This window comes from Staphylococcus sp. mip270_02 (genome assembly GCF_054031535.1).
In genome coordinates this window covers 1,578,757-1,591,133 of record NZ_CM132934.1, presented here as the reverse complement: position 1 = coordinate 1,591,133, position 12,377 = coordinate 1,578,757, and the positions used below count along the sequence as shown (strand labels likewise).

Annotated in this window: 10 protein-coding genes; 4 read left to right on the top strand and 6 right to left on the bottom strand. The window is 33.3% G+C overall.

Features of this window, described 5'->3' with window-relative positions; translation table 11 throughout:
* Nucleotides 1-71: 71 nt before the first annotated feature.
* From ystJ to ACW5YJ_RS07460, 4 genes are all read right to left on the bottom strand, one after another.
* Nucleotides 72-1,304: an NADP-dependent malic enzyme gene (ystJ, locus tag ACW5YJ_RS07475; RefSeq protein WP_457338062.1), complete on the bottom strand. Its 1,233-nt coding sequence runs from the start codon at nt 1,302-1,304 to the stop codon at nt 72-74.
* 256 nt (nt 1,305-1,560) lie between these two features.
* Complete coding sequence (locus ACW5YJ_RS07470) at nt 1,561-4,764, bottom strand: DNA polymerase III subunit alpha (RefSeq protein WP_457338061.1); 3,204 nt, start codon at nt 4,762-4,764, stop codon at nt 1,561-1,563.
* A gap of 21 nt (nt 4,765-4,785) precedes the next feature.
* Nucleotides 4,786-5,721 (bottom strand): DHH family phosphoesterase, encoded by a 936-nt coding sequence (locus ACW5YJ_RS07465; RefSeq protein WP_017724726.1) that lies wholly within the window; start codon nt 5,719-5,721, stop codon nt 4,786-4,788.
* Nucleotides 5,722-5,748: 27 nt separating this feature from the next.
* Nucleotides 5,749-7,041, bottom strand: coding sequence for a DRTGG domain-containing protein (locus ACW5YJ_RS07460; RefSeq protein WP_457338060.1), 1,293 nt, complete (start codon nt 7,039-7,041; stop codon nt 5,749-5,751).
* A gap of 227 nt (nt 7,042-7,268) precedes the next feature.
* On the opposite strand from ACW5YJ_RS07460, the gene ACW5YJ_RS07455 reads away from it, so the two are divergent.
* The gene (locus ACW5YJ_RS07455) at nt 7,269-7,682 is read left to right on the top strand and encodes a universal stress protein (RefSeq protein ID WP_017724728.1); all 414 of its coding nucleotides are present in this window, start codon (nt 7,269-7,271) and stop codon (nt 7,680-7,682) included.
* A gap of 73 nt (nt 7,683-7,755) precedes the next feature.
* Here the strand turns inward: ACW5YJ_RS07455 and ACW5YJ_RS07450 are convergent, their stop codons facing one another.
* Nucleotides 7,756-8,445 carry a metal-dependent hydrolase gene (locus ACW5YJ_RS07450; RefSeq protein ID WP_107551400.1) on the bottom strand — a complete coding sequence of 230 codons (690 nt, stop codon included), beginning with the start codon at nt 8,443-8,445 and terminating at the stop codon, nt 7,756-7,758.
* Nucleotides 8,446-8,655: 210 nt separating this feature from the next.
* On the opposite strand from ACW5YJ_RS07450, the gene ACW5YJ_RS07445 reads away from it, so the two are divergent.
* Together ACW5YJ_RS07445 and ACW5YJ_RS07440 are read left to right on the top strand one after the other, a co-directional pair.
* Nucleotides 8,656-9,708: a M24 family metallopeptidase gene (locus ACW5YJ_RS07445; RefSeq protein ID WP_107551399.1), complete on the top strand. Its 1,053-nt coding sequence runs from the start codon at nt 8,656-8,658 to the stop codon at nt 9,706-9,708.
* On the top strand, nt 9,705-10,334 hold the full coding sequence (locus tag ACW5YJ_RS07440) for a copper homeostasis protein CutC (protein WP_107551398.1): 630 nt from the start codon (nt 9,705-9,707) through the stop codon (nt 10,332-10,334). The genes ACW5YJ_RS07445 and ACW5YJ_RS07440 overlap by 4 nt, the downstream gene beginning before the upstream one ends.
* A gap of 122 nt (nt 10,335-10,456) precedes the next feature.
* Here the strand turns inward: ACW5YJ_RS07440 and ald are convergent, their stop codons facing one another.
* Nucleotides 10,457-11,572 (bottom strand): alanine dehydrogenase, encoded by a 1,116-nt coding sequence (gene ald, locus ACW5YJ_RS07435; RefSeq protein ID WP_107551397.1) that lies wholly within the window; start codon nt 11,570-11,572, stop codon nt 10,457-10,459.
* A gap of 142 nt (nt 11,573-11,714) precedes the next feature.
* Between ald and ACW5YJ_RS07430 the strand changes: the two genes are divergently transcribed.
* Entirely contained in the window at nt 11,715-12,218 is a 504-nt protein-coding gene (locus ACW5YJ_RS07430; RefSeq protein ID WP_017722132.1) for a universal stress protein, read from the top strand.
* Nucleotides 12,219-12,377: the final 159 nt, after the last annotated feature.

Here is a 12,377-nt window from a genome sequence, read left to right as displayed (position 1 = left end):
CTCCACTTAACCATCGCGATCTTAGTTCAATATTATTCTTACATAATATATGAGATCAGCGTTAATGAATATTATTTATCTAAGTCTGTTAATTTCATTGTTTTGTCATAAACATCTTCAGGGTTAACGTCTATTCTAGCAACACCTGATTCCATTGCAGCTTTCGCAACTTCTCTAGCTACTGAAGATGCTACTCGTTTATCAAAAGGACCTGGTATACAATAATCCGCGTTTAGCTCGTCAGGTTTAATTAAATCAGCAATTGCTTCAACTGCAGCTTGCTTCATTGATTCATTAATATGTGTAGCTTCTACATCTAAAGCTCCTCTGAAAATACCTGGGAATGCTAACACATTATTAATTTGGTTAGGATAATCTGAACGACCCGTACCAATTACCTTAGCACCAGCTTCTTTTGCTACATCTGGATTTATTTCTGGATTTGGGTTTGCCATAGCAAAGATAATTGGATCATCTGCCATCGATTCGACCATTTCTTTTGATAATAAATCTGCTACTGATACACCAATAAATACATCAGCATCTTTAATAACATCACTTAAACTACCATCAATTTTATCTCTGTTTGTCCATCTTGCGACATAAGATTTTGTATCATTCATACCAAATGAACGATCTTCATAAATCGCGCCTCTTGAATCACACATAATCATATCTCTTACTCCATAAGAATAAAGTAATTTTACGATAGCTATACCTGCTGCTCCAGCACCATTTAATACTACTTTAATGTCAGATAGATCTTTGTCTACAATTCTTAATGCATTAATCATGCCTGCAACCGTAACAATGGCTGTTCCATGTTGATCATCATGAAAAACAGGAATTTTCGTTTCTTTTTTCAAACGTTCCTCGATTTCAAAACAACGTGGTGCAGAAATATCTTCCAAGTTTATGCCACCATAATTAGGTTCTAGTAATTTCACTGTATTAACAATTTCGTCTGTATCAGTTGTGTCTAACGCAATTGGTACGCCGTCAATTCCTGAGAAGCTCTTAAAGAGTACAGCTTTACCTTCCATTACTGGTATACTCGCTTCAGGTCCAATATCGCCCAAACCTAAAACTGCTGTACCATCAGTAACAACTGCTACTGTATTACCTTTCATTGTATACTCAAAAACTTTTCGTTTGTCTTCGTGAATTTCTTTACATGGTTCTGCTACACCTGGAGAATAAGCTAAGCTCAATTCTTCTTTATTTGTAACTTTTACTTTTGGTGAAACTTGTAATTTTCCTTGATTTCTTCTGTGCATTTCTAAAGCGTCGTCTCTTAAAGTCATGTAAACCTACCCCTTTACATTCGATTAGTATAAATATCATTTCATATATATTTTTATTACAAAGCAACTCAAATTACAAATGATATCGTTAACATTTTTGCCAATTTACTCTTGAAGTTATTATTTGTAATAAAAATATATATACAGCTAAATTATTATATATTTTTAGAATCTTAATTTATAGAAAATAAAAACTGATGGCAAATTTATGCTCAACCATCAGTTTACTATACCATAGTTTATAGCGCTATTAAAGTTAAATAATTCGAATATCCCATGGTGAAAAGTGTTGAATCAATTTTTCTATTATATTATTTTCTCTAGGAATAAAGCCGATTGTCTTTATTACATTTTGACTTTCATCAAAATACTGTACAGGAATATTACTTTCCTTTGAATCTTTTATTAAAATTTTATCTATCTCTAACTCATCAATTTGATTACGAATAACAATTTTTTGTGCATGTTGAAGCTTGGATTGCTCAAAACTTTCAATTGATTCGATTTTCTTTATAATAAGTTGCTGCTTATTATTTCTTTTTTCAAATTTCCCACTTATTATTAACATTTGATCTTTGTTCAATTCTGTTTCATATTTTTTAAATATCTCAGGGAAAACAACACCATCTAAATTATTGATGCCATCATTCAAAGTTATAAAAGCCATATTTTGACCATTTTTCGTTCTAATCTTTTTAAAGCCGTCAATTTGAATGAAGATAGGTTGGTGATCTCTCGCATTGGATAATTTATAAATACCTAAGTACTGTTTTTGTTCAAATGCTTTCTCAACAGGATGAGTTGACACATAAAATCCTAAGTATTCTTTTTCGTAATCGCTAAGCATCTTATCAGGCAATTCTTCTTTGTCTTCATAATTCGTTTTAGGTGTGAGTACATCAAATATAAAACCATCTTGTTCGACATCTGAAACATCATCTAACACTTGGTCTATAGATTGTAATAATGTCGCACGATTTTTACCTAATGTATCAAAAGCCCCTACAAGTATCAATGCTTCTAATAATTTTCTAGATTTAATTCTTTTAGGAATGCGTCTCGTAAAGTCAAAGAAATCTTTGTAGTTTCCATTTTCTTTTCGTTCATCAACGATAAGTTTGACACTTTGATATCCAACACCTTTTATCGCCCCAATAGACAAGTATATTCCTTTATTAGTTGCTTTATAAAACCAATGACTATAATTAATATTGGGTGCTAAAATATTGATATTTTGATGTTTTGCTTCATCAATCATTTGTGCAGTCTTCTTCTCACTACCAATTGAGTTGCTTAATATATTCGCATAAAAATAATTTGGATAGTGCACTTTTAGATAACCCATAATATAGGCAATTTTTGAATAACTAACTGCGTGAGCACGAGCAAAGCCATAATCAGCGAATTTTAAGATTAAATCGAAAATCTGTTTACTTAATGCTTCTTCATAACCATTTTTTATTGCACCATTTACAAAATGTTGTCTTTCACTTTCAAGTACAGCACGATTTTTTTTACTCATAGCTCGGCGTAAAATATCCGCTTCACCATAATTGAAATTCGCAAACTTACTCGCAATTTGCATAATTTGTTCTTGATAAATAATAACACCATACGTCTTTGATAATATTGGTGCTAAATCTTGATGTAAATATTGTACTTTGTCTGGGTTATGTCGACGAGAAATATAAGTTGGTATCTCTTCCATTGGTCCAGGACGATAAAGTGAAGTTACGGCAACTATATCTTCGAAATGTTCTGGCTGTAACCTCGTCAATACATTTCTAATCCCATCAGACTCTAACTGGAAAATACCAGTCGTGTCACCTTGGGATAATAATTGAAATACTTGTTTATCATCAAAAGGTATTTGTTCAATATCAATATCTATCTGCATGTCATATTTTACTTGTTTCACAATCTGATGAATAATTGAGAGGTTTCTTAACCCTAAGAAGTCAATTTTTAACAATCCGATTCTCTCTGCTTCTGTCATCGTCCATTGTGTCAACAAGCCTGTATCTCCTAATGTGAGTGGCGCATAATCGTAAAGTGGGTGGTCATTTATAATTATGCCTGCCGCATGTGTAGAAGTATGACGAGGAAGCCCTTCTAGTTTCTTACATATTTCAAACCAACGTTCGTTACGATGATTACGATGAACAAATTGCTTAAAATCTTCTTGTTGATAAGCTTCATCTAATGTAATCCCTAATTTATGAGGTATTAGTTTCGAAATTTCATTCAATGTTATTTCATCAAAACTCATAATTCTACCCACGTCTCTGGCCACAGCTCTTGCAAGTAAATGCCCAAAAGTCACGATACCCGCAACGTGAGTATCACCATATTTCTCTTGGACGTATTGAATCACTTTATCTCGATGTGTATCTTCAAAATCTATATCAATATCTGGCATCGTCACACGCTCTGGATTTAAAAAACGTTCGAATAAGAGATTGTATTGAATAGGATCTATCGTTGTAATATTTAATAGGTAACTGACTAAAGACCCAGCTGCCGAACCACGTCCTGGGCCTACTAATACATCATGCGTTTTAGCATAATGAATCAAATCACTTACAATTAAGAAATAATCTTCAAAGCCCATGTCAGTAATAACTTTATATTCATGTAATAACCGTTGCTTATAAGTTTCAAAATGCTTTTGCTTTAAATCCATATCATTTAATTTCGTCTCCAATATTTGCCATAAATATTGTTTTGACTGTGTGTTATTTGGCGTTTTGAATTTAGGCAAGAGAGATTGATTATAAGTTATCTCAGCTTGACATATATTTTCAAGCTGATTTGTTTGTTCCCATACTGCTTCACTTAATTCTAAATTATCTAGTTGTGTTTTTGAATATAGATGTGCATCATAATCTTTCGGTTCACTCACCAAATCTAGTTTACTATTATCTTTAATAGCTGATAATGCGGTTAGTGTATCTGAGTCTTGCTGATTTAGATAGCGCGTACTTTGTGCCCATACAATTGGCAAATCAAATGTATATTGACTCGTATGGTTGACATATACGTATGAGTAATCCTCAAATTTTGTTACTAATGCCTCATTAGATGATGAGACATCTTTAAAAATAACGACAAGGTGTTCTATATATTTTTTCAACCATTCTACAGGGGTTTCTGTTTTTTCTTTCATTTTTATAGCAGAAGATAACTTAAATAAATCTTTAAGACCTATATTGTCTCGTGCTAATACTATTGTTTCAACGACATCTAATCCATCTGTAACGTTAACAGTCATACCAAAGATAGGATGAATATTTGCTGCGATACACGCATCATAAAATTGTGGATAACCATATAATACATTTGTATCTGTTATAGCTAATGCTGTATAACCTTCTTTAGCAGCTTTAGCAACGACATCTTTAATTCTCAAACTAGAATACAACAAGTCATACGTCGTATGAACATTTAAATGTACTACCATCAGCAAATACCTCCAATCTTTCTACAATTTATTATTTAATGCGTCTGCCAATTCATTAAAACGAGCCCAATCGCTCACCGACACACCTGAAGCATTTGGGTGTCCGCCACCTCCAAAGTCACTAGCAACATCATTGATAATGATACCTTTAGACCTAATACGGCATCTAATCTCAGACCCTTCATCTACAGCAAAAATCCATATTTTTAAGCCTTGTATATCTGCAATAGTATTTACAAATAACGACGCTTCATTTGCTGCAATATCAAATTGCTCGAGGATATCTTTGGTAATGATGACTTTACAAAAGCCTTTGTCATTCAAATCAAAATGTTGCAATACATAACCTTGGAAAGGTAATAATTTGGGATCTTTTTCACCCATTTTGTTAAGTTCTTCATTATGGCTGAATGGGAAGGTCAACAATTGGCTTGCCACACTCATTGTATGAGGCGTCGTATTGTTAAATAGGAAACGTCCTGTATCGCCTACAATACCTAAATAAAGTACTCTCGCTACTGAAGCATCTATAATTGATAAATCGTTAAAATGTTCTATAAAATCAAATATAATTTCACTTGTTGAAGATGCTTGATCATTCACGTAGTTAATATCACCATATTGATCTACTGCTGGATGATGGTCAATCTTGATTAACATACGTCCCTTGTCAAAACGTTCATCACTAATTCTAGGAGCGTTAGCAGTATCACAGACAATTACGAGTGCATCTTTATATTGATCATCAGCTATTTCATCAAATGTCCCTATAAAGTCTAATGAAGGTTCCGACTCCCCTACTGCATAAATATACTTGTCTGGGAACTTTAATTTTAGATAATTTTTCAAACCTAATTGTGAACCATAAGCATCTGGATCTGGTCTTACATGCCTATGTATAATAATCGTTTCTGCTGCTTCTACTTCTTGCATAATTTGGTTAAACGCTTTAGTCATCTCTATACTTCCTTTTCACTTTTATATTTAATCTATCATCTGACAAATTATCATTGCTTTAGCTACTTGTTGACTATCACTTGTCATTGTTATTTCTAATTTAGCAAAATTTCTTCCAACATCTAACATTTCATAATGTACATGTATTTCCGACTCAATTTGAACTGTTTTGATATATATAATATTCAAACTTTCTATCATAACTTCTAGTTTTTTTAGTTTTCTCATTTCATAACGTACTGTTTCTTCTATGATTGCTACAAAAACTGCTTTGCTTAATGTACCATATTGGTTAGTTAGTAATGGAGTAGTTTGCACTTGTATGCCATCATTAGTAATAGTAATATGCTTTGCAATTTGATCATTGATTGTTTCACCGACTTGAGGTTGTCTACTCAATAGTTGCATGGCTGTCAGTACATCTTTTCTTGTGATAACCCCTATAAGCTTCTTGCTTGGTGTAATCACTGGTAGCAATTCAATACCTTCCCAAATCATCATATGTGCACAATTAGCAACAGTTGTTGATAATTGTACATTAATTGGCGCTTTTGTCATAAATTGTGCAAGGGTATCATTTTCTTGCATCTTTATAATCTCTTTGCTAGTCACTATGCCCACAAGTCGCCATTCATCATCTATAACTGGAAATCTTGAATGACCTGTTTCACTTGCTTTAACTTTATAATCATTGAGAGACATATGATCAAATACCACTGTGTCTTCATTTACAGGTTTAACAATATCCTCAACGACTAAAATTTCTTTGCGAATCATTTGGTTATACATTGCTCTATTAATAATATTTGCAACTAGGTATGTATCATAATTCGATGAAAGTATTGGTAAATCATGGTCATCTGCATACTTGATTATTTCAGGTGAAGTATTAAATCCACCTGTAATAAGTACTGCACTTCCTCTTTTTAATGCTGCTAATTGCACGTCTTTACGGTTACCAACAATCAGCAAAGTGTGCGCGCTTAAATATTTTACGACATCCTCTATTTCCATCGCACCTATTGCAAATTTTGTGAGAGTTTTAATTAATCCATTTCTACCACCAAGTACTTGACCATCTATAATCTTTACAATTTCAGCAAAAGTTAATTGTTCAATTTGTTCTCGTGATTTCTTCTCAATGCGAACAGTACCGACCCTATCAATTGTAGCTACTAAACCAATTTGGCCAGCATCTTTGATAGCACGATAAGCTGTCCCTTCAGAGACATTGAGATCTTTCGCAATTTTTCTAACAGAAATTTTTTGACCAACTGCTAGAGATTCTATATATGATAAAATTTGTTCATGCTTTGTCATTTCAATAACCTCATTTATTTTGAACAGTTTCTATCATATTATAACTTTTTATAACTAAAAATGCGATGTAACAAACCAAATAAAATAATTTATATCGATTTAAGTAAAAAGATTTCCTTAAAATTATATATAACAGCTTTATTAATAATTTTAATATGTTAAATCCAATATTTTAGTTGGCTTTATCAATGAACTTTTATTAGAATGGAGTTAAGGAGGGATGAACAATGTTCAAAAATATATTACTTGGTGTTGATACAACACTTAAAAATGAAAAAGCACTTGATGAAGTTTCAAAATTAGCAGGAGAAGGTACAAAGGTTACAATTTTAAATGCAATTAGCGAACAGGATGCACAAGCATCAATCAAATCTGGTGTTCATTTAGATAAACTCGTAGAAAAACGTAGCGAAGGTCTCGAGAGTACACGTAACGCTTTAAAAGAATACGGTATTGAGTATGACGAAATCATAGTCCGCGGGAATGCCAAAGAGCAATTAGTCAGAGAAGCTAACAGTGGTAAATACGAAATTGTTGTACTTAGTAACCGAAAAGCTGAAGATAAGAAAAAGTTTGTCTTAGGCAGTGTAAGTCATAAGGTTGCTAAAAGAGCACGCATCCCTGTATTAATAGTAAAGTAATTATAAAAAGCCTGAAGTTCTATAAAGTACTTCAGGCTTTTCTATATAAATTAGCTTATATTTTATATCATATTTAAAATTTTACTGCTTCTCCTGGTTTCAATATTTGAACCTCTCCTGTTGCGACAGCCTCTTTAAATGCATTAGGATCTTGTTCAATAAGTTCAAACGTATCATAGTGCACTGGCACTGTAATTTTAGGTTTAATAAAAGTATTTATTGCATAACTCGCGTCGTCTATACCCATTGTGAAATTATCACCAATTGGAATAAAACATACATCCACAGGATGACGGTCAGCAATTAATTTCATATCGCTAAATAACCCTGTATCTCCAGTATGATAAATCGTTTTGCCTTCAGCTTCTATAATAACTCCCATTGGCATACCTAAATATACTGGCACCCCATTATCATCTGTTAAACTTGAACTATGAAATGCTTGTACAAATTTTACACTTCCGAAGTCTAACTCTGCTTTCCCACCTATATTCATCGGTCTAACATGCTCTACATTATGATATGTAGTCAAATAATCTCCTAATTCTGCAGACCCAATAACCGTTGCATGGTTTCTATTAGCAAGTTCAATTGTGTCACCAAAATGGTCACCATGGCCATGCGTCAAAATGATATAGTCAACTTCCAATGTCGATGCATCTAAATCTGACATACCGTTACCCGTTATAAATGGATCTACGATAACCTTCTTACCATTCGCCTCGAAATATATTGTTGATTGTCCATGAAATGAAAGTTTCATTATTTTAATTCCTCCCATAAATCTATTTACATTACTTATACCACGATATCACTCTCATATAACACACTAATTAATTTTAAATAGTTATGAGGTATATTAAATTAATACATAAACTAATGAAATATGAATGTTATAATATTTAACTTTTGAATTCCTCTATGAAGTGGCATAAAATTAAAATGATTATAATTTTAGGAGGACGAACAAAAAATGAAATTAGAACAGATTACTAAAGAATTACAAATACAACAAGCTGACGCAGCTTGGATTACGACACCACTGAACATATTTTATTTCACAGGTTACTTAAGTGATCCTCACGAACGTTTACTAGCTTTATTAATTAAAGCTAACGGAGAGCAAATTTTATTTTGCCCACAATTAGAAATGGAAGATGTTAAAAATTCGCCGTTTGAAGGAGAAATTATTGGCTATTTGGACACAGAAAATGGTTTAGATAAATACCCACTTAAAATCAATAAATTACTTGTTGAAGCGGAACACTTAACACTTCATCGTCAACGTGCGCTTATAGATGCATTTGGAGTTCAACAATTCGGTGATATCGACCAAACAATTAAAGAATTACGAAATGTTAAAAGTGAACATGAAATCGCTACTATTAAAAAAGCGTGTGAACTCGCAGATAAATGTATTGAAATTGGTGTAGCATTTTTAGAAGAAGGTGTCACAGAACGACAAGTTGTTAACCATATAGAAAATGAAATTAAAGCTTATGGTGTCAACGAAATGAGTTTCGATACAATGGTATTATTTGGTGATCACGCGGCCTCTCCTCACGGCACTCCAGGTGATCGTCAACTTCAAAAAGATGAGTTTGTTTTATTTGATTTAGGCGTAATTTACGATAATTATTGTAGTGATATGACAAGAACTGTTAGATTTGGCACACCTAGTGATGAAGCACAAGAAATTTATAATATCGTATTAAAAGCAGAACAAGAGGCTATCGCTGCTATAAAACCTGGTGTAACAATTAAAGATGTTGATGATATTGCACGTAATATCATTAGTGATGCTGGTTATGGTGAATATTTCCCTCATAGATTAGGTCATGGTTTAGGTCTAGAAGAACATGAATATCAAGATATTTCTAGTTCAAATACAAATCAATTTGTCGCTGGTATGGTAGTTACAGTAGAGCCAGGTATTTATGTACCTGGAGTAGCAGGTGTACGTATAGAAGACGACATTCTTGTTACCAAAGATGGACATGAAAGCTTGACTGGATACGAAAAATGATTAAAGAAGCAGTAGTTGAAACAATTCAGCAAGTCGAACATGCGATAAGTAACGGGGCGAATCGTATTGAACTATGTGACAACTTAACTGTTGGGGGCACAACGCCAAGTGTTGGTATGGTCGAAATTGCTACAGAAATATGTCACGCAAATCACGTAGAAATAGCAGTAATGATTCGACCACGCGGCGGAGATTTTGTCTATAATCTATATGACTTTGAAATTATGCAACGAGATATCAAGGCACTAAAACAATTTAATGTTGATTATTTTGTATTTGGCTGTCTGACGCAAGATGTAGTTTTAAATGAATGGCAAATGAAAACATTAAAACAACTTGCTGACTCTATTCCTGTTGTTTGTCATATGGCATTCGACGAAATTCATCAGCATGGTCAAATTAAAGCGCTACACCAATTAATTGACCTTAAATTCACTAGATTGCTAACACATGGTGGTGCTAGTGACACTGATATCTTTGATAATTTAAATCATCTAGGTAAATTAGTCGTTAATTCAGGCGGCAACATTGAAATTATGCCTGGAGGCGGATTAAATAAGGATAATTTACAAGAACTTCTTGAAGCTTTCCCTTTTCAAGAGGTACACGGGACAAAAATCGTCTAAATCAATTTAAAGCTAATAAGATCAATTTTTAAATTTGGATAAAATATTTATCAATAAAAAACTGGTAATGCCCATAATGCGTTAATTCACATTGGCTTACCAGTTTTTATTTTTTAATATAATTATTTTAATGCACTTTCAATATCGGTATATGATAATTTTAATGCTTCAGCCACACCTTTATTAGTAAGTTCACCATTAATTGTGTTTAAACCTAATGACAATGCTTGATTATCTTGTAATGCTTTTAAATAACCTTTTCCAGCAAGTTGTTGCGCATAAGGTAGTGTTGCATTATTCAAAGCAATCGTTGATGTACGAGGCACTGCACCAGGCATATTTGCTACTGCGTAATGTACAACACCATGTTTCTTATAAGTTGGGTCATCATGTGTAGAAATACGGTCAGTTGTTTCGAATATACCGCCTTGATCAATTGCTATATCAACTATGACTGCACCATCTCTCATTTGTTTAACCATATCTTCAGTTACAAGGTTTGGAGCTTTAGCGCCAGGAATTAATACTGCACCAATGACTAAATCGCTATCTTTCACGCATTGCTCTATATTCAAAGGATTAGACATAATTGTGTGTACTCGACCATCAAATAAGTCTTCCAATTCTTGTAATCGTTTAGGATTAACATCTAAAATCGTAACATCTGCACCTAGTCCAAGCGCAATTTTTGCAGCATTTGTACCTGCTTGACCCCCACCGATAATTGATACGCGTCCTTTAGAAACGCCCGGTACGCCACCAAGAAGTATACCCATGCCGCCTTTATATTTTTGTAAAAATTCAGCTCCAATTTGAGCAGACATACGTCCCGCTACTTCACTCATTGGAGTTAACAATGGTAACGAACGATCTGGCAATTGCACAGTTTCATATGCAATACCAACAACTTTATTATCCAATAAAGCTTGAGTTAACGCTGGTTCGTTCGCTAAATGTAAATAAGTAAATAAAATTAAGCCTTCTTTAAAATATTGGAACTCTTCTGCTAATGGTTCTTTAACTTTCATGACCATATCTACATTCCAAACTTCTGCTTGCTCATTAACAATTTTAGCCCCTGCTGCAGTGTAGTCCACGTCTTCAAAATATGAACCCAAACCTGCAGATTTTTCAACGATAACAGTGTGCCCTTGTTCAACAAGTGCATGTACACCACTCGGAGACAAACTCACTCTATTTTCATTATTTTTAATCTCTTTAGGGATACCTATAATCATTTCTTCCACCTCCAAATCCATAGTAACGCGTATCCAATGAAAGCGCAATCATAGTTTAGGGTAGTTTTACAACATACAAATTGTGTTAATATTCTGTAAACAGTGGTATAATATAAATAAGAAAAATAAGGAGGTAATTACGATGCTAACTTATAAAAATATTTTAATAGCAGTTGATGGATCACATGAGGCAGAGTGGGCATTTAACAAGGCTGTAGACGTAGCAAAACGTAACGATTCAAAACTTACTGTTGTGAATGTTATTGATTCAAGAACATATTCTTCATACGAAGTATATGATGCGCAATTTACTGAGAAATCTAAAAATTTCTCTGAAGATTTATTAAAAGGTTATAAAGAAGTCGCTACAAATGCAGGTGTTACTGATGTTGAAACACGTTTAGAGTTTGGTTCACCAAAAGCAATTATTCCTAAAAAATTAGCTGCTGATGTCGATGCAGATTTAATTATGTGTGGTACGTCTGGTTTAAATGCAGTAGAAAGATTCATTGTTGGCTCTGTGTCTGAGGCTATTGTGCGTCATTCTCCTTGTGATGTATTAGTTGTACGTACAGAAGAACTTCCAGAAGACTTCCAACCACAAGTTGCCACTGATGAATTCAGATCACAATACCAAGCTCGTTAAGTCGATACGAATAATGAATGATATTATTCATTTAAAACATAATAAGGTTTTAAGCAGGATGTTTTGTTCATATTAGCTGGGCATTTTATCCTGCTTTTTATGTCTTAATTTATTAGCGTTAAATAATGAATATTTTTAAAACTCTCATTTTTACAGCAT

Bases quoted from the DNA above. Each gene is read 5' to 3' on its own strand.
- ystJ (WP_457338062.1), bottom strand. From the start codon at position 1,304: ATGACTTTAAGAGACGACGCTTTAGAAATGCACAGAAGAAATCAAGGA.
- ACW5YJ_RS07430 (WP_017722132.1), top strand. From the start codon at position 11,715: ATGCTAACTTATAAAAATATTTTAATAGCAGTTGATGGATCACATGAG.
- ACW5YJ_RS07455 (WP_017724728.1), top strand. From the start codon at position 7,269: ATGTTCAAAAATATATTACTTGGTGTTGATACAACACTTAAAAATGAA.
- ACW5YJ_RS07470 (WP_457338061.1), bottom strand. From the start codon at position 4,764: ATGGTAGTACATTTAAATGTTCATACGACGTATGACTTGTTGTATTCT.
- ACW5YJ_RS07450 (WP_107551400.1), bottom strand. From the start codon at position 8,445: ATGAAACTTTCATTTCATGGACAATCAACAATATATTTCGAGGCGAAT.
- ACW5YJ_RS07465 (WP_017724726.1), bottom strand. From the start codon at position 5,721: ATGACTAAAGCGTTTAACCAAATTATGCAAGAAGTAGAAGCAGCAGAA.
- ACW5YJ_RS07440 (WP_107551398.1), top strand. From the start codon at position 9,705: ATGATTAAAGAAGCAGTAGTTGAAACAATTCAGCAAGTCGAACATGCG.
- ald (WP_107551397.1), bottom strand. From the start codon at position 11,572: ATGATTATAGGTATCCCTAAAGAGATTAAAAATAATGAAAATAGAGTG.
- ACW5YJ_RS07460 (WP_457338060.1), bottom strand. From the start codon at position 7,041: ATGACAAAGCATGAACAAATTTTATCATATATAGAATCTCTAGCAGTT.
- ACW5YJ_RS07445 (WP_107551399.1), top strand. From the start codon at position 8,656: ATGAAATTAGAACAGATTACTAAAGAATTACAAATACAACAAGCTGAC.